The organism is Streptomyces huiliensis (assembly GCF_020037025.1).
In the GTDB taxonomy this organism is placed as follows: Bacteria; Actinomycetota; Actinomycetes; order Streptomycetales; family Streptomycetaceae; genus Streptomyces; species Streptomyces huiliensis.
This window is the reverse complement of record NZ_JAIQLH010000070.1, coordinates 16330-32838: the sequence shown is the minus strand read 5'-3', so window position 1 is coordinate 32838 and position 16509 is coordinate 16330. Positions and strand designations below refer to the sequence as shown.

General features: G+C 72.9%; 17 protein-coding genes. 7 read left to right on the top strand and 10 right to left on the bottom strand.

The window, feature by feature from the left end:
• The first annotated feature begins 34 nt into the window (after window positions 1–34).
• Both JNW98_RS14660 and JNW98_RS14655 read left to right on the top strand, forming a co-directional pair.
• Window positions 35–1318, top strand: coding sequence for a thymidine phosphorylase (locus JNW98_RS14660; protein WP_223768645.1), 1284 nt, complete (start codon window positions 35–37; stop codon window positions 1316–1318).
• A 99-nt stretch (window positions 1319–1417) separates the two neighbouring features.
• The gene (locus tag JNW98_RS14655; RefSeq protein ID WP_223768644.1) at window positions 1418–2011 is read left to right on the top strand and encodes a Uma2 family endonuclease; all 594 of its coding nucleotides are present in this window, start codon (window positions 1418–1420) and stop codon (window positions 2009–2011) included.
• Between the two features lie 301 nt (window positions 2012–2312).
• On the opposite strand, the gene JNW98_RS14650 is transcribed toward JNW98_RS14655, so the two are convergent.
• Window positions 2313–3614: an MFS transporter gene (locus JNW98_RS14650; RefSeq protein WP_223768643.1), complete on the bottom strand. Its 1302-nt coding sequence runs from the start codon at window positions 3612–3614 to the stop codon at window positions 2313–2315.
• Window positions 3615–3755: 141 nt separating this feature from the next.
• Between JNW98_RS14650 and JNW98_RS14645 the strand changes: the two genes are divergently transcribed.
• The gene (locus JNW98_RS14645; RefSeq protein ID WP_372459245.1) at window positions 3756–4721 is read left to right on the top strand and encodes a LysR family transcriptional regulator; all 966 of its coding nucleotides are present in this window, start codon (window positions 3756–3758) and stop codon (window positions 4719–4721) included.
• A 3-nt stretch (window positions 4722–4724) separates the two neighbouring features.
• Here the strand turns inward: JNW98_RS14645 and JNW98_RS14640 are convergent, their stop codons facing one another.
• Window positions 4725–5405, bottom strand: coding sequence for an alpha/beta hydrolase family protein (locus JNW98_RS14640; protein ID WP_372459246.1), 681 nt, complete (start codon window positions 5403–5405; stop codon window positions 4725–4727).
• 308 nt (window positions 5406–5713) lie between these two features.
• Between JNW98_RS14640 and JNW98_RS14635 the strand changes: the two genes are divergently transcribed.
• On the top strand, window positions 5714–6829 hold the full coding sequence (locus JNW98_RS14635; protein ID WP_223768641.1) for an adenosine deaminase: 1116 nt from the start codon (window positions 5714–5716) through the stop codon (window positions 6827–6829).
• Window positions 6830–7020: 191 nt separating this feature from the next.
• Window positions 7021–7419: an ATP-binding protein gene (locus JNW98_RS14630; protein WP_223768640.1), complete on the top strand. Its 399-nt coding sequence runs from the start codon at window positions 7021–7023 to the stop codon at window positions 7417–7419.
• Between the two features lie 108 nt (window positions 7420–7527).
• Here the strand turns inward: JNW98_RS14630 and JNW98_RS14625 are convergent, their stop codons facing one another.
• The 5 genes from JNW98_RS14625 to afsQ1 all read right to left on the bottom strand — a co-directional run bounded on the left by JNW98_RS14625 (window position 7528) and on the right by afsQ1 (window position 11571).
• Entirely contained in the window at window positions 7528–7740 is a 213-nt protein-coding gene (locus tag JNW98_RS14625) for a PspC domain-containing protein (protein WP_223768639.1), read from the bottom strand.
• A gap of 78 nt (window positions 7741–7818) precedes the next feature.
• Complete coding sequence (locus tag JNW98_RS14620) at window positions 7819–8433, bottom strand: VanZ family protein (RefSeq protein WP_223768638.1); 615 nt, start codon at window positions 8431–8433, stop codon at window positions 7819–7821.
• Window positions 8434–8523: 90 nt separating this feature from the next.
• Window positions 8524–9096, bottom strand: coding sequence for a hypothetical protein (locus JNW98_RS14615; protein ID WP_223768637.1), 573 nt, complete (start codon window positions 9094–9096; stop codon window positions 8524–8526).
• Window positions 9093–10760, bottom strand: coding sequence for an ATP-binding protein (locus JNW98_RS14610; RefSeq protein WP_223768657.1), 1668 nt, complete (start codon window positions 10758–10760; stop codon window positions 9093–9095). Before JNW98_RS14610 ends, JNW98_RS14615 begins: the two co-directional genes overlap by 4 nt.
• Before the next feature lie 133 nt (window positions 10761–10893).
• The gene (gene afsQ1 / locus JNW98_RS14605; RefSeq protein ID WP_004943811.1) at window positions 10894–11571 is read right to left on the bottom strand and encodes a two-component system response regulator AfsQ1; all 678 of its coding nucleotides are present in this window, start codon (window positions 11569–11571) and stop codon (window positions 10894–10896) included.
• Window positions 11572–11796: 225 nt separating this feature from the next.
• Here afsQ1 and JNW98_RS14600 point away from each other — a divergent pair, with 225 nt between their 5' ends.
• Window positions 11797–12546 (top strand): SigE family RNA polymerase sigma factor, encoded by a 750-nt coding sequence (locus JNW98_RS14600; RefSeq protein ID WP_223768636.1) that lies wholly within the window; start codon window positions 11797–11799, stop codon window positions 12544–12546.
• 341 nt (window positions 12547–12887) lie between these two features.
• Here JNW98_RS14600 and JNW98_RS14595 read toward each other — a convergent pair whose 3' ends face one another.
• Window positions 12888–13556 carry an ATP-binding protein gene (locus JNW98_RS14595; RefSeq protein WP_223768635.1) on the bottom strand — a complete coding sequence of 223 codons (669 nt, stop codon included), beginning with the start codon at window positions 13554–13556 and terminating at the stop codon, window positions 12888–12890.
• A 124-nt stretch (window positions 13557–13680) separates the two neighbouring features.
• Here JNW98_RS14595 and JNW98_RS14590 point away from each other — a divergent pair, with 124 nt between their 5' ends.
• A complete protein-coding gene (locus JNW98_RS14590; protein WP_223768634.1) occupies window positions 13681–14097 on the top strand; it encodes a hypothetical protein in 417 nt (138 codons plus the stop codon).
• Window positions 14098–14192: 95 nt separating this feature from the next.
• Here JNW98_RS14590 and JNW98_RS14585 read toward each other — a convergent pair whose 3' ends face one another.
• Together JNW98_RS14585 and JNW98_RS14580 are read right to left on the bottom strand one after the other, a co-directional pair.
• Window positions 14193–15077, bottom strand: a complete 885-nt coding sequence (locus JNW98_RS14585; protein WP_223768633.1) for an aldehyde dehydrogenase family protein — start codon at window positions 15075–15077, stop codon at window positions 14193–14195.
• Entirely contained in the window at window positions 15070–16506 is a 1437-nt protein-coding gene (locus tag JNW98_RS14580; protein ID WP_223768632.1) for an aldehyde dehydrogenase family protein, read from the bottom strand. Before JNW98_RS14580 ends, JNW98_RS14585 begins: the two co-directional genes overlap by 8 nt.
• Window positions 16507–16509: the final 3 nt, after the last annotated feature.

Genomic DNA, 16509 nt, shown 5'->3' with positions numbered 1-16509 from the left:
GGAAGACCTGAGGACGCACGAACTTAAGGAAAATGTGCTGATGGACGCCATTTCCGTCATCCGCGCCAAGCGCGACCGCGGCCGTCTGACCGACGAGCAGATCGACTGGATGATCGACGCCTACACGCGGGGCGAGGTCGCCGACGAGCAGATGTCCGCGCTTGCCATGGCGATCCTGCTCAACGGCATGGACCGTGCGGAGATCGCCCGCTGGACGGCGGCGATGATCAAGTCCGGCGAGCGCATGGACTTCTCCTCGCTGCCCGTGCCCACCGCCGACAAGCACTCCACCGGCGGCGTCGGCGACAAGATCACGCTGCCGCTCGCCCCGCTGGTCGCCGCCTGCGGCGCGGCCGTCCCGCAGCTCTCCGGCCGCGGCCTCGGCCACACCGGCGGCACCCTCGACAAGCTCGAGTCCATCCCCGGCTGGCGGGCGCTGCTCTCCAACGACGAGATGATGGACGTCCTGCGGAACGTCGGCTCCGTCATCTGCGCGGCGGGCGACGGCCTGGCTCCGGCGGACAAGAAGCTCTACGCGCTGCGCGACGTCACGGGCACGGTCGAGGCGATCCCGCTGATTGCCTCCTCCATCATGTCGAAGAAGATCGCCGAGGGTACGGGCTCGCTCGTCCTCGACGTCAAGGTCGGGTCCGGCGCGTTCATGAAGAACATCGAGGACGCGCGCGAGCTCGCCTCCACGATGGTCGGCCTCGGCACCGACCACGGCGTCAAGACCGTCGCCCTGCTCACCGACATGTCGACCCCGCTCGGCCTCACCGCCGGCAACGCCCTCGAGGTCCGCGAGTCCGTCGAGGTCCTCGCGGGCGGCGGCCCGGCCGACGTCGTCGAGCTCACCCTCGCCCTCGCCCGCGAGATGCTCGCCGCGGCCGGCCTGCCCGACGCGGACCCGGCCAAGGCGCTCGCCGACGGCTCCGCCATGGACCACTGGCGCCGCATGATCATCGCCCAGGGGGGCGACCCGGACGCGACCCTCCCGGTCGCCCGCGAGCAGCACGTCGTCACCGCGACGGCGTCCGGCGTCCTGACGAAGCTCGACGCCTACGCCGTCGGCGTCTCCGCCTGGCGCCTCGGCGCGGGCCGCGCCCGCAAGGAGGACCCGGTGCAGGCCGGCGCCGGCATCGAGATGCACGCCAAGCCGGGCGACACGGTCACGGCGGGCCAGCCGCTGCTGACCCTGCACACGGACACCCCCGAGAAGTTCGACTACGCCCTCGCGGCCCTGGACGGCGGCGTCGGGATCGCCCCGGCCGGCACGGACTTCACGCCGAACCCGATCGTGCTGGACCGCATCGCCTGACCTGCGGTTTCCCCGTATGGGTGAACGGGATCGGTGGACCTCCGCCGGTCCCGTTCGTCATGCTGGGATCGGTGACGTACCTGATGAAGGAGAACCGCCGTGAGCGCACTCGCCGCTGACCACCCGCAGGGTCACAGTCACGAGTGGGAGGAGCTCGTCCGTCTCTGGGAGGAGACGGACGCGCCCGAGGGCTGCAAGGTGGAGATCATTGAGGGGATCGTCACCGTGTCGCCAGCGCCTTCCATTGACCACAACGACATCGCCGACGTCATTCAACGTCGCCTGTACAGCGTCATCCCCGAGGACTGGGGCATTTACCAGACCCTGGGGACGGCTGTGCCGTCTCGCAGCGGACTGTTCGTGCCCGACCTCGCGATCGTTCCGAAGGCCGTTCTGAGGACCGAGTCCGACCAATACGTGCCTGCGGCCGGCGCCGAATTGATCGTCGAGATCACCTCGAAGACGAACGCGAACCACGACCGCATCAAGAAGGCTGCCGGCTACGCCCGTGCCCAGGTTCCGCTCTACCTGCTGGTCGATGGCTGGGCGCCCGGCGGTCCCACGATCACCCTCTACGGGGAGCCCAGGGATGACGTCTACCGCGTTCTGCAGGCGGGGAAGTTCGGGGATGACGTCCATCTGCCGGCCCCCTTCGACCTCGTGATCGATACGAGTTCCTTCCCGGCGCGCTGAACCACCGCGCGGGTTCCGCGCCGAACGAGTGGTGCCCCCGTCCCGCCCCTTCCCGTTTCTTGCGGGGGCTGCGCCCCCGCACCCCCGAGCGCGCCTGCGGCGCGCGTCCTCAGGCGTCGGACGGGCCGTTTCAGCCCGTCCGGCGCCTGAGGACAACCGCGCGGAGCGCGGTTTCAGGGGGTCTGGGGCGCAGCCCCAGGAAGCGGCGAAGGGGAGGGTCCGGGGCACCCCACACGAAGGGGCCGCCCCCGCCAGGACAGGTGGCGGGAAGGCGGCCCCTTCGGGTCCGGGGAAGCCGGGGTCAGGCCCGGGCCGACAAGCGGCGCTCCGCGCCCCGCCGTTCCACCAGCGCCTTGCGCGTCGCGTAAAGCGTGATCGCCGCCGCCGACACCATCGCGCCGAGGCCGAGGACGATCACCCCGTCCCAGCCCCCCGCCCGAAAGGCGAGGGCGCCGATCGTGCCGCCCACCGAGCTGCCCAGGTAGTAGGCGGTCTGGTACAGGGCGGACGCCTGGGCGCGGCCTGTGGTCGCGGTGCGGCTGACCGAGGACGAGGCGACCGCGTGGCCGGCGAAGAAGCCGGCGGTGATCAGGACGAGGCCGAGGAGGACGGCCGTCAGGGAGGACGTCAGGGTCAGCAGCAGGCCGAGGGACGTCGTGCCCATGGCCAGGTAGAGAGCGCCGCGCCGGCCCAGCCGGCCGACCAGCTTGCCGGCCGCGGCCGAGGAGGCCGTACCGACCAGGTAGACGAGGAAGACGGAGCCGACGAGCCCCTGCGGGAGGGAGAACGGCGCCGCGGCCAGGCGGTAGCCGACGACGGTGTAGACCGCGCCGAAGACGGTCATGAAGAGCGCGCCGATCAGGTACAGCCGGACGAGCAGCGGGTCGGACAGGTGCCGCCCGAGCGTACGGGCCAGATCGCGCGGCGCCACCGAACCGGGGGAGAAGTGCCGGGCCTTGGGGATCAGCAGCCGGAACACCACCGCGCACACCACCGCGAGCACGCCGACCGAGGCCAGACCCGCGCGCCAGTCCCACGCCTGGGCCACCCAGCCGGCGAGGATGCGGCCGGACATGCCGCCGATCGCGTTGCCCGCCACGAACAGCCCGACCGCGCCGACCAGGGCCCGCGGACGGACCTCCTCCGCCAGGTAGGCCATCGCCGACGCCGGCACGCCCGCCAGCGCCGCGCCCTGCGCCACGCGCAGGCCGGTCAGCCAGCCGAGGTCCGGGGCGAACGGCACCAGCAGCCCCAGCAGTGCCGCGACGCACAGCGCGGCCGTCATCATGGCCCGCCGGCCGAACCGCTCGGAGAGGGCGCTGAGCGGGACGACGGCGAGGGCGAGACCGGCCGTCGCGCCGGAGACCGTCCAACTGGCCTGGTCCGGGGTCACCCCGAGGCCGTCGGAGATCGCGGGGAGCAGGGCCTGGGTGGAGTAGAGGAGCGCGAACGTGGCGACGCCCGCCGCGAAGAGGGCGAAGCTCATCCGGCGGTAGCCGGGGTCGCCGGGCGCGATCCGGGAGTCCTGGGAGGGAGCAGAGGCGGAAGGAGAGGCATCCGCGCGCGCTATGACGGCGGATGCCCCGGTATCGGCAGGAGGCATGTCCAAACCGTATGCAGGCTGCATTTGATGCGTCCAATGCACAGAATGGCCATAATCCATCCTGTGAAGCATGAGCACAGGTCAGAGCGGCGTCTGTCACCGGGCGGCAACAGAAAAGACATCCCTGTTACTGGCGCGTCCTTGACGCCCGTCACTCAGGCGGCCGCCACGGCACCCGCGCCGAGCGCGAACGTCGAAGCCGACTCCTGGGCGGTGACGCTCACCCCGCGCCTCGCCCAGTTCGTCGCCGTGGCCCGGCACGAGCACGTCACCCGCGCCGCCCAGCAGCTGGAGATGCCGCAGTCCACGCTCAGCCGCTCCATGGCCCGGCTCGAACACGACCTCGGCGTCGCCCTGTTCGCCCGCCACGGCCGTACGGTCTCGCTCACCGCCGCCGGCCGCACCTTCCTCGCCACGGTCGAGCGGGCGCTCGGCGAGGTGGACCGCGCCGCCGAGTCCGTCCGGGCGGACGCCGACCCCGCCGCCGGCAAGGTCGCGTTCGGCTTCCTGCACACCATGGGCTCCGAGACCGTACCCGAGCTCCTCCGCGCCTTCCGTGCCGACCACCCCCGCGTCCGCTTCCAGCTCGTGCAGAACTACGGCGAGGCCATGATCGAGCGGCTCCGCGACGGCGACCTCGACCTCTGCCTCACCTCACCCGTCCCGGACGCCCCGGACCTCGTCGCCCGCCGCCTCGACGAGCAGAAGCTGCGGCTCGTCGTCCCCGACGACCACCCGCTGGCCGTCCGGAAGCGGATCCGCCTCGCGGAGGCGTCCGCCGAGCTGTTCGTCACCCTCGAACCGGGCTACGGGCTCCGCCGCATCACCGACGCGCTCTGCGCGGAGGCCGGGTTCAGCCCGAGGATCGCGTTCGAGGGCGAGGATCCCGAGACCCTGCGCGGCCTGGTCGCCGCCGGGCTCGGGGTGGCCCTGCTGCCGCCGCCCGCCGTGCCGCGCCCCGGCGTCGTGGAGCTGACCGTCACCGCGCCGCGGGCGGTCCGCGAGATCGGCGTCGCCTGGCTGGACGGGCACCCCGATACCCCGCCGGTGGCCGCCTTCAAGCGCTTCCTGCTCTCGCGCCGGGGGCAGTTGCTGCTGCACCGCTGACCGTCAGTGGCCCAGCGTCTCGCCGAAACCGCAGGCCAGCGGCATCCGGAGGCCCAGCGGGGGAGGGGCGGCCAGGGCGTCGGCCAGCGGCCGGGCGCAGGGGTGGCCGAAGAGCGTGCCCCGCACGAAGTCGGCGGTGAGGGACAGCACTTCGGCGCGGTGCTGCCGCAATCCGTGCCCGTCGGAGTGGACTTCGAACCGGCACACCTCCCGGTTGACCTTCTTGGCCCGCTCGGCGAGCCGGTAGGAGAGGTCCGGGTCGGTGCGCTCGTCGTTGGTCCCGTGCACCAGCAGCACCCGGCGCCCGGCCAGCTGCCGCACCGGGTCGGGGTCGAGGACGGCCTCGGGCTCGGGGAGCCAGAGGGCGATCGCCACCGCGCCGGTCACGGCCGGGTGGCCCGCCGCCCGCAGCGCCGCCCGGCCGCCCAGGTCCGTACCGACCAGGCAGACCGGTACGTCGCCGTACCGCCGCACCACCTCGTCCGCCGCCCACAGGGCGTCCTCCACCGGGTGCGCCGCCGCGCCGTTCCAGCCCCGGTGGCGGTACCGGACGACATGGGTGGCCAGGCCGTCGCCGGCGCCCGCGCGGGTGAGCCGGCGGGCCAGCCGGCTCTGGGCGGCCGGGATCCGGGACGGCGGACGCCTACGCCCGGTGGCCGGGCCACCGGGCAGCAGCAGCGCCACCCCGGTGACGGCCTCGCCGGGCCGGCCCGCCCCGAACGGCCTGCTCAGCGCGGGTTCGGCGGTCGTCCGACGCCGGGGGTCCCACTTCCGCCCCAACTTCCCCACGGGGCCGAGCAGTCCCTCTGTGCTCTCTGGTTCTTCTGATCCCTCTGGTGACCCGTCCGGCCCCAGCGGATCCGGTTGCGGCAGCGCTTGCTGAACCATGGCAGACAACGATGGCAGAACGGCGCGCGGTGTCCACCCCGCCGACGGGTCACCGTTGCGTATCGTTCGGGTGCATCTACGCGCGTAGGGGCTAGAGTGCCGCAATGACGAGCGACACCACCACCCTCCCGACGCCCGAACAGATCCGCCGCGCCCCCAAGGTGCTCCTCCACGACCACCTGGACGGCGGCCTGCGCCCCGCCACGGTCGTCGACCTGGCCCGGGAATCCGGGTACGACCGCCTCCCCGAGACCGACCCCGAGAAGCTGGGCGTCTGGTTCCGCGAGGCCGCCGACTCCGGGTCGCTGGAGCGCTACCTGGAGACCTTCGCGCACACCTGCGCCGTCATGCAGACCCGCGACGCCCTGGTCCGGGTGGCCGCCGAGTGCGCCGAGGACCTCGCCGCCGACGGCGTCGTCTACGCCGAGATCCGCTACGCCCCCGAGCAGCACCTGGAGGCCGGACTCACGCTCGAAGAGGTCGTCGAGGCCGTCAACGAGGGCTTCCGGCTCGGCGAGCGGCGGGCCAAGGAGGCCGGTCACCGCATCCGCGTCGGCGCCCTGCTGACCGCGATGCGGCACGCCGCCCGCGCCCTGGAGATCGCGGAACTCGCCAACCGCTACCGGGACTCCGGCGTCGTCGGCTTCGACATCGCGGGCGCCGAGGCGGGCTTCCCTCCCACCCGCCACCTCGACGCGTTCGAGTACCTCAAGCGTGAGAACAACCACTTCACCATCCACGCCGGTGAGGCGTTCGGCCTGCCGTCCATCTGGCAGGCGCTCCAGTGGTGCGGCGCCGACCGGCTCGGCCACGGTGTGCGGATCATCGACGACATCGAGATCGCCGAGGACGGCACGGTCAAGCTCGGCCGCCTCGCGTCGTACGTCCGGGACAAGCGCATCCCGCTGGAGATGTGCCCGACCTCCAACCTCCAGACGGCGGCGGCCACCTCGTACGAGGAGCACCCGATCGGCCTGCTCCGCAAACTGCACTTCCGGGCGACGGTGAACACCGACAATCGTCTGATGAGCGGAACCAGCATGAGCCGCGAATTCGAGCACCTGGTCAAGGCATTCGGCTACACGCTCGACGACATGCAGTGGTTCACCGTCAATGCGATGAAGTCCGCCTTCATTCCCTTCGACGAGCGGCTCGCCATGATCAACGACGTGATCAAGCCGGGATACGCCGAGCTCAAGTCCGAGTGGCTGTTCCGCTAGAGAACGGCGGGGCCCGTCGGGCCCGCGTTTCCGCTGCGATACGACTGGCGGTCAATCGTCCCTGAATACGACTGACACGGCCGGGAATTCAAACGTCCCGGCCGTGTCATTCGGTGCCGGCCGGTCGTTCTCGTGACAGGTTGCAAAGCCTCCGGGAAATTACCCTCCACCGTCACGAGGACAGATTTCACATGAAGCAGGGAACCATCAAGACCATCGGTGCCGCCGCCCTCGGCGCTGCCATCGCCGTCACCGCGGCGGGCACCGCGTCGGCCGCGGCTCCCAAGGGTCCGCTGGAGAGGGTCACCAACCTGGCCGCGGGCACCAGCAGGCAGCTGCCCATCGAGGACCTGGCGCCGACGCTCCCGGGCGGACCGGTGATCAGCGCCGCCAACCGCGCGCTCAGCTCGTCCGCCGTGGAGACCGTGGCCGGGGCCCTGGACCGCGCGGTGTTCCCGGAGCGGCCGCAGAAGGCCGCGGCCCCGGAGAGCGCGCCGGGCGACAACAAGGGCAACGGCGGTCTGCTGGGCCTCATCCCGGACGGCGCCCTGCCCAAGGGCCTGTCGACCCCCAACCTGTCCGGGCACTGAACTCCCCGCCCGGCGCCACGCTCCGTACACCGGCCGCGCACCCCGCTCAGGGGGCGCGGCCGCTGTCGTGCGCGGGCCGTTCGGCGTGCGCGGGCCGTTCGTCGTGCGTCACCAGGACTCGGCCGTGCCGCGGCGGCCGCCCTCGGAGGGCAGCAGCAGCCACAGCGCCAGGTAGACCAGGAACTGGGGGCCGGGCAGCAGGCAGGACACCAGGAAGATGACCCGCATCGTGGTGGGGGTGGTGCCGAAGCGGCGGGCGAGCCCCGCGCAGACACCGGCGATCATCCGGTGGTCGCGGGGGCGGACCAGGGCGGCGGACATGGCGGAGTCTCCTCGCGTCGGAGCGGAGAACCCGGGCGGTGGGCCCGGGGCCGGGAGCGTTCTCCCGATGACTCCACGCTAGGGGCGGGCGCCCGGCAGGGCGTCACTCCAGGGGGCGACTCCGACCCTGGGGATCGTCGGGGTCGAACCCTGAGACGACCCCTCCTCACGGAGGAGGGGCAGTGGGGGTCGGGAGGAGGCGGCGCGCACGCCCTCGTCACCCTGGTCCCGCCGGCGCAGCCGGGCCCGGGCCGCGGGCACCACCGCCAGGTGGGCGACCGTCACCCCGGTGACGTTGAGCAGCAGCGCGTCCAGGTCCAGCACCTGCCCCACCACACCGCCGCGCACCACCTGGAGGACCAGGGAGAGCATGGCGGAGGTGAAGACCGTACGGGCCAGCGAGCCCAGCCGCGACGCGTCGAGCCGGCCGCCCGCCCAGGGCAGCAGCACCCCCAGCGGCGCGAACGGGAGCAGTCCTCTGAAGATCTCCCGGGTCGCGTCCCAGGGGCCGAGCGCGAGGTCGGCCCGGAGCGTGGCGAACGGCTCCAGGTGCGCGGCGGAGACCCAGGGAGCGGTCAACGGCCGCATGGCCAGCCAGCCCACCACGACCAGGTGGGCGGCGAGGAGGACGCAGCCCGCGACGCGGTAGCGGTGTCGGAGGGCGGCCGTACCGCCGTAACCATGACGCTGCACGCACCACAGGACGCGGTGCGCGGGGCGCGCGGTTCCGGCCGCGGACGCGCGGTGCCGGCGCGGGCCCGCGGAGGGCGCCGCTCCGGCGCGTCAGTCGCCCTGGAGGTTCTCCGGGTGGGCCCGGACGTCGTCCGTGCACACATAGCTCCGGGGCGCCTCCCCGCCGGGCCCGCCGAGCAGCACCGAGCGCCGGTTCCCGGCCGCCGCGGTGCCCGCGAACGTGCAGACGATCTGCGCCAGGCCGAGCTGGGGGAGTTCGTCCGGCGGGGTGCTCAGCCGGAGCGTGCCGGCCGGGTCGTCCCGGCGCGGGCCGGCGACGGTGAGCCGCTGCGGCACGTCGGTGGACAGGCCCGTGCCCTCCTCGGCGGACGAGGGCTGGCGGCGCAGCTCGTCGAGGAGCGCCCGCGCCATGTCGACGGGGCGCTCCGCCCCGGGGGCGGAGTGCTGCCGGACGACGGGCGCCAGCTGGGAGGCGCACACCAGTTGCACGGTGAGCGCCGGGCCGTTCGGCGGGGGCGTGGCCGGGGCGGGCCGGGTCAGGCAGGACGCCCGGGAGGGTGCGCTGCCCGCGTCGACGGGGACGGCGGTGCCGCGGATGCCGCAGCCGGCGGCGAGGGCGCACAGTGCGGCAGCGAGCGCGGCCGTCCGCGCCGTGCGTCTCACTTCGCGCCCCCTTCGGCCGGACCGCGGCCGTTCTTGCCGCCGTTCTTGCCGATGGCCTTGCCATTGGTCTTGCCACCGGTCTTGCCGACGTCCTTGCCACCGTTCTTGCGGCCGGCCGCACCGGTGCCATCGGTCCGGCCAGGCCCACCGGACCCACCAGACCCACCGGACCCTCCGGCCCTGCCGGACTCACCGGTCTCCTCGGCCTCCCCCTCGCCGTCCTCGGCCGCCGACAGGTCCCGCGGCAGCGTCAGCGTGAAGACCGCGCCGCCCTCGGGCGAGTTGGCGGCCGTGATCTCGCCGCCGTGGATGTGGGCGTTCTCCAGTGCGATGGACAGGCCGAGGCCGCTGCCCTCGGAGCGCGGGCGCGAGGCGCTGGCCTTGTAGAAGCGGTCGAAGACGTGCGGCAGCACGTCCTCCGGGATGCCGGGGCCGTGGTCGCGCACCTCGATGATCAGCTGGTGGTCCACCGGACGCACCCGCACCCGCACCGGCGAACCGCCGTGCTTGAGCGCGTTGCCGATCAGGTTCGCCAGGATGACGTCCAGGCGGCGCGGGTCGAGGCGCGACATGATGCCGCGCTCCGCGTCCAGCTCGACGGCGTCCAGCCAGGCGCGGGCGTCGATGCAGGCGGTGACCTGGTCGGCGACGTCCACGTCGTCCAGGACGAGCCGGGCCGTGCCCGCGTCGAAGCGGGTGACCTCCATCAGATTCTCCACCAGGTCGTTCAGCCGCCGGGTCTCGCTCACCACGAGCTGCACCGCCGGCGCGATCATCGGATCGAGGGAGTCCGCCTCGTCCTCCAGCACCTCCGTCACCGCCGTGATGGCGGTCAGCGGGGTACGCAGCTCGTGCGACATGTCGGCGACGAAGCGCCGGCTCGCCGCCTCGCGGGCGCTGAGCTCCTCGACCCGCTTCTCCAGGGACGCCGCGGCCCGGTTGAAGGTCCGCGACAGCTCCGCCAGTTCGTCCGTGCCCGAGACCTGGAGGCGGGTGTCCAGCTTGCCCTCGCCCAGCCGGCTGGCCGCCTCGCCGAGCCGCTGCACGGGCCGCAGCACCGTCGAGGCCGCCGCCTGGGCGAGCAGCGCCGAGCCGATCAGGGCCAGGCCGGTGGCGATCCCCAGGGACCAGGCGAGCGAGTTGAGGTCCGCGCGCTCGTTCTCCAGCGACTTCAGCAGGTAGCCGGTGGGCCCGCCGCCGATCACCTTGGCGCCGCCCACCAGGTACGGCTTGCCGTCGAGGGTGATCCGCTGCCAGTACAGGTGGTACGGGTACGGGTTCGACTCGTCGACCTTCCGCTCCCGGTTCACCGCCGTGACCAGCGTCTTCGGCACCGTCGCCAGCGTGAACAGGTCACGGTCGGAGGGCGCCGCGCAGCTGCCGCCGCCCTTGACCTTCCCGATCAGCAGGACCGCGTACTTCTGGGACGTGCCGGCCATCCGGTCGGCGGCGTCCTGGAGTTCGGGACAGGTCGGCGTCAGCGGGAGCGAGCCGGTGTTGTCCTGGAGCGACTTGCGGAAGTCGTCCAGCGCCGCGTTCTGCGTCCGGGTGAGGACCGCGTCGCGGTTCAGCCAGTAGGCGATCGCCGACGCGGACACCGCCGCCGCCAGCGCCACCAGGGCGAAGACCAGCATCAGGCGCAGCCGGAGGCTGATCCACCGCATGCTGATCCGCATCAGGCTCCCGGCGGCCCCGCCCCGGCCGGTCTCTTCCGTCACTGGGCTCTCTCTGTCGGTGCCCGTAGGGCTGTCGTCGTTGTCGAGGGTCCGGGCACCCGGCGTGCCGGGGCCCGCCGGGTCACTGCGGCGAGTCAAGGCGGTAGCCGACCCCGCGGACCGTGCGGATCAGGGTGGGGGAGGACGGCACGTCCTCGACCTTGGCGCGCAGCCGCTGCACACAGGCGTCCACCAGCCGCGAGTCGCCCAGGTAGTCGTGCTCCCAGACCAGCCGCAGCAGCTGCTGGCGGGAGAGGGCCTGGCCCGGCCGGCGGCTGAGCTCCAGCAGCAGCCGCAGCTCGGTCGGGGTGAGCTGGAGGTCCTCCCCGTTCTTGGTGACCGTCATCGCCGAGCGGTCGATCACCAGCGAGCCGAACGTGGCCGAGTCGTTCGACTCCCGCTCGCCCCGGCGCAGCACCGCGCGGATCCGGGCGTCGAGCACCCGGCCCTGCACCGGTTTGACCACGTAGTCGTCCGCGCCCGACTCCAGACCGACGACCACGTCGATGTCGTCGTTCCGGGCCGTGAGCAGGATGATCGGCAGCTGATCGGTGCGGCGGATGCGGCGGCAGACCTCGAAGCCGTCGATCCCCGGCAGCATCACGTCCAGCACGATCAGGTCCGGCCGCTGCTCGCGCAGCAGCTTCAGGCCGTCCTCGCCGGACGCCGCCGTCACCACGCGGTGACCCTGGCGGGACAGGGAGAACTCAAGGGCCGTACGGATGGCGTCGTCGTCCTCGATCAGCAACAGGAAAGGCACGGTGGTCATTCTGGCCTACCGCAGGGCGGTAGTTCGACTTCCGCTCCCGCGGCCCGCCGCCGCCTCCGGGCGGTGGCCCGTCACGAAGGCCACGACCGCTGTTGCACGGCTGTGACAGTCGGCGGACAACGCCATGAAACTGGCCGACCAAGCTGGTGGTCACCGGGCGAGAAGCAGTCCGGAACCACACCGGACCAAGCTGGCTCCACCGACGGGGGGCGCGACATGAACACACTGCACAGCACCACCAACAGCGCAGTTCGCACGCGCCTTCACGACGCCGGGCGGAGCTCCGAGAAGTCCGGTGCCGCGGGGGTACGGGGGTGTGCCCGCGGCACCGGACGCCGGAACCCGGGCGTGTACCTGACGGCCATCGACGCCGCGGTGTACGGCGAGCCGGCCGCGCGGCGGGGTGCCGAGGCCCCGGAGGTCACCGGCACGAAGGCGTCCCAGGCCGAGGCGGAGTTCACCGCCTACGTCCAGGAGCGCCGCGCCTCCCTCTACGCGACCGCCTACCACCTCACCGGCGACCGCTACGAGGCCGAGGACCTGCTGCAGAGCGCACTGTTCTCCACCTACCGCGCCTGGGACCGCATCACGGACAAGGCGGCGGTCGGCGGCTACCTGCGCCGCACCATGACCAACCTGCACATCAGCGCCTGGCGTCGGCGCAAGCTCAACGAGTACCCGACCGAGGAGCTCCCGGAGACGGCGGGCGACCAGGACGCGATGCGCGGCACCGAGCTGCGCGCGGTCCTCTGGCAGGCGCTCGCCCGGCTGCCCGAGCTCCAGCGGACGATGCTGGTCCTGCGCTACTACGAGGGCCGTACGGACCCGGAGATCGCGGAGATCCTGGACATCAGCGTCGGCACGGTCAAGAGCAGCATCTGGCGCTCGCTGCGCCGGCTGCGCGAAGACGAGGCCATCGGCTCCGGCCGTGGCGTCGAGGAGTCGTTCGGCGAGCTGGTGGCCTGACGACTCGGGGGGAAACGGGGGAAGCCACGGGGGAATCGAGGGGGGAGAAAAAGGGGGGAAAGAGGGGGGAACGGGGGATACGGGGGATGTGAAGCGGGCGGACGGCCGGGGGGTCTGTCCGCCCGCTTCCGCGTGCGGCCCGCTTCCGCGTCGGCTCGCTTCCGCGTCGGCTCGCTTCCGCGTGCGGCGGGGGCCTGCGACGGCACCCGCTTCCGCGGGAGCCGCCTCAGGCCGCCGGAGTCGCTTGGAACCGCGGGAGCCGCCTCAGGCCACCCGAGTCACCTCAGGCCACCTCAGGCCACCTCAGGCCACCCGAGTCACCTCAGGCCGCCGGAGCCGCCTCAGACCGCCGCCCCCGGCCGTTCGGCACGCACCGGCGCGGCCACCTTCTCGCAGTGCCCGGCCGCCGCCGCGGCGATCCGCCCCATCGCGGTGTCCCGGCCGCAGGCGAACGCGCCCAGCGCGGTCTGCCGGGCCACGATCCCCCGCTCCTCGCGCATCAGCCGCAGCCCCCGCCGTACCAGGTACAGGACCGGCTTGCGGGCCTCGCGCAGGTCGCGCAGCAGCCGCCGGCGGAAGGTCGTCGAGGGGCGGCCGCGCAGGCACAGCGCGTCGGCCAGCACGTCCAGGTCGCGGCAGCGGTCGATGATGTCGGCGGCGAAGATCCCCTCCGCCACGAAGAGCGGGGTGCGGCCGATGTCCAGCGTGCTCTCGCCGGTCCGGGAGCTGGTGGAGATGTCGTACAGCGGCACGCCCGCGCGGCGCGTCCGGCACAGCGCGTCGATCGCGGCGACCGCCGCGTCCGCGTCCCAGGACAGCGGCGAGTCCCAGTCGGGCCCGGTGCCGTCCGGCAGCCGGGGGAGCGTCGGGTCCGTGCCCTCCTTGTAGAAGTCGTCGAGGTTGAGTACCGGCAGCCCGGTGCGGGCGGCGAGGGACGACTTGCCGGAGCCGGATGGTCCGGTCAGCAGGATCACACGGGCGCACGGCGCCTGGGGCGGGAGGGCAGTCACGGAAGACCAGTGTGACGCATTGGGCCGGACGGGGGACCCCCCTGGGTCGCCGGATGCGCCCGGTGTGACCGTCGAACTACGCTGCGTCGCTGAACGGTTCCGGTCCCCGGCACGGCAGGTGGTCATGGCCTCGCACGCACGTCACGCGCTCCGTCCGTCCCCGTCGTCCCGCGCGCGGGCGCGTCCGCTGGTCCGGACGGGGCTGACGCTCACCGCGGGGGCCGCCCTCGCCGTCGCCGGTGCGGGCGAGGCGAGCGCCCGCCCGAGCAACACGGCGCAGGCGCAGCTCGGGGCGATCGACCTGGGCGCCGCGGCGGAGGGGGTGCGGATCGGCCTCCAGAAGTCGGTGGAGCCGCTGGTGCCGGTGTTGCGGATGCTGCCCGTCAACCCGCTCGCGCGGACGGGCTCCGACCCGCTGAACAACGCGATCGGCACGCAGGTGGGGGACTTCAAGCCGGTGAGCACGCGGGCGCTGACGGGCTCCCTGTCGGACGGCGGGAAGGTGCAGGACATCCCGGGGCTGAACCTGCTGCCGCGCTGAGGCGGCGCCGCGTGCGAGAGGGCGGGACCGGATCGGTCCCGCCCTCTCGGTGTCACGAACCGGCTCGGTGTCACGAACCGGCTCGGCGTCGCGAACTAGTAGGACGAGCCGCCCGCGCCCAGCGACCCCGTCGGGTGCCAGACGGTCTTGGTCTCCAGGAACGCCATCAGGCGCCCGGTGCCCGGTGCCGCCACCCAGTCCACAGCCTGTGGACGGAGGACGCGCTTCAGGTTGTCCGCCGCGGCCGCCTCCAGCTCGGTGGCGAGCTCGGCGCCCGCACCGGCCAGGTCGATCGCGTTGACGTCCTGGTGCGCGGCCAGCGACGGCATGATCTCCGCCGCCCGGCCGGACAGGATGTTGACGACGCCGCCCGGCACGTCGGACGTGGCCAGCACCTCGCCGAGGGACAGCGCCGGCAGCGGCGCCTTCTCGGAGGCGACCACGACGACCGTGTTGCCCGCCGCGATCACCGGGGCGATCACCGAGACCAGGCCCAGGAACGAGGACGCCTGCGGCGCGACGACGGCCACGACGCCCGTCGGCTCGGGGGACGAGACGTTGAAGAACGGCCCGGCCACCGGGTTGGTGCCGCCCGCGATCTGGGCGATCTTGTCGGTCCAGCCGGCGTACCAGACCCAGCGGTCGATCGCGGCGTCCACCTGCGCGGCGGCCTTGGCCTTCGACAGCCCCTCCGCGTCGGCGACCTCGGCGACGAACTGGTCCCGGCGGCCCTCCAGCATCTCGGCGACGCGGTAGAGGATCTGGCCGCGGTTGTACGCGGTCGCGCCCGACCAGGCGGAGAACGCCTTGCGCGCGGCCACGACGGCGTCACGGCCGTCCTTGCGGGACGACAGGGGCGCGTTGGCGAGCCAGTTGCCCTTCGAGTCGGTCACCTCGTACACCCGCCCGCTCTCGGACCGGGGGAACTTGCCCCCGACGAACAGCTTGTACGTCTTGAAGACGCTCAGACGCTCAGACATCGAGGTACGCCTCCAGACCATGACGGCCGCCCTCGCGGCCGAAGCCCGACTCCTTGTACCCGCCGAAGGGCGAAGTCGGATCGAACTTGTTGAACGTGTTGGCCCAGACGACGCCGGCCCGCAGCTTGCTCGCGACGGCGAGCATGCGCGACCCCTTCTCCGTCCAGATGCCGGCCGACAGCCCGTACTGCGAGTTGTTGGCCTTGGCGACGGCCTCCGCGGGGGTGCGGAAGGTCAGCACGGACAGCACCGGGCCGAAGATCTCCTCGCGGGCGATCCGGTGGGCCTGGGTGACGTTGGTGAACAGCGTCGGCGCGAACCAGTAGCCGGACGACGGCAGTTCGCAGGCCGGGGCCCAGCGCTCGGCGCCCTCGGCCGTGCCGCTGTCGGCGAGCTCGGTGATCCGGGCCAGCTGCTCGGCGGAGTTGATCGCGCCGACGTCGGTGTTCTTGTCCAGCGGGTCGCCGACGCGCAGCGTGGACATCCGGCGCTTCAGCGCGTCCAGCAGCTCGTCCTGGATCGACTCCTGCACCAGCAGGCGCGAACCGGCGCAGCAGACCTGCCCCTGGTTGAAGAAGATGCCGTGGACGATGCCCTCGACGGCCTGGTCGATTGGGGCGTCGTCGAAGACGATGTTGGCGCCCTTGCCGCCCAGCTCCAGGGTGAGCTTCTTGTCCGTACCCGCGACGGTCCGGGCGATGGCCTTGCCGACGGCGGTGGAGCCGGTGAAGGCGACCTTGGCGATGCCCTCGTGGGCGACCAGCGCGGCGCCCGTGGAGCCGTCACCGGTGAGGATGTTGACGACGCCCTTGGGCAGCCCGGCCTGGCGGCAGATGTCCGCGAAGAACAGGGCGGACAGCGGCGTGGTCTCGGCCGGCTTGAGGACGACCGTGTTGCCCGCGGCCAGCGCCGGGGCGATCTTCCACGCGAGCATCAGCAGCGGGAAGTTCCACGGGATGACCTGGCCCGCGACGCCCAGCGGCCGCGGGTTCGGGCCGAAGCCGGCGTGCTCCAGCTTGTCGGCCCAGCCCGCGTAGTAGAAGAAGTGCGCGGCGACCAGCGGGAGGTCCGCGTCGCGGGTCTCCTTGATCGGCTTGCCGTTGTCCAGTGTCTCCAGGACGGCGAGCTCGCGGGAGCGCTCCTGGATGATGCGGGCGATGCGGAAGAGGTACTTGGCGCGCTCCGAGCCGGGCAGCGCCGACCAGGTCTCGAACGCCTTGCGGGCGGCCTTGACGGCCGCGTCCACGTCCGCCTCGGTCGCCTGCGCGACCTCGGAGAGGACCTCCTCGGTCGACGGGGAGACGGTCTTGAAGACCCTGCCGTCGGACGCCTCGCGGAACTCGCCGTCGATGAACAGCCCGTAGGAGGGGGCGATGTCGACGACGGCGCGCGACTCGGGCGCCGGCGCGTACTCGAAAAGGGATGCCATGGT

Bases quoted from the DNA above. Each gene is read 5' to 3' on its own strand.
- JNW98_RS14650 (WP_223768643.1), bottom strand. From the start codon at position 3,614: ATGCCTCCTGCCGATACCGGGGCATCCGCCGTCATAGCGCGCGCGGAT.
- JNW98_RS14635 (WP_223768641.1), top strand. From the start codon at position 5,714: ATGACGAGCGACACCACCACCCTCCCGACGCCCGAACAGATCCGCCGC.
- JNW98_RS14630 (WP_223768640.1), top strand. From the start codon at position 7,021: ATGAAGCAGGGAACCATCAAGACCATCGGTGCCGCCGCCCTCGGCGCT.
- JNW98_RS14625 (WP_223768639.1), bottom strand. From the start codon at position 7,740: ATGTCCGCCGCCCTGGTCCGCCCCCGCGACCACCGGATGATCGCCGGT.
- JNW98_RS14610 (WP_223768657.1), bottom strand. From the start codon at position 10,760: ATGCGGTGGATCAGCCTCCGGCTGCGCCTGATGCTGGTCTTCGCCCTG.
- JNW98_RS14600 (WP_223768636.1), top strand. From the start codon at position 11,797: ATGAACACACTGCACAGCACCACCAACAGCGCAGTTCGCACGCGCCTT.
- JNW98_RS14590 (WP_223768634.1), top strand. From the start codon at position 13,681: ATGGCCTCGCACGCACGTCACGCGCTCCGTCCGTCCCCGTCGTCCCGC.
- JNW98_RS14585 (WP_223768633.1), bottom strand. From the start codon at position 15,077: ATGTCTGAGCGTCTGAGCGTCTTCAAGACGTACAAGCTGTTCGTCGGG.
- JNW98_RS14580 (WP_223768632.1), bottom strand. From the start codon at position 16,506: ATGGCATCCCTTTTCGAGTACGCGCCGGCGCCCGAGTCGCGCGCCGTC.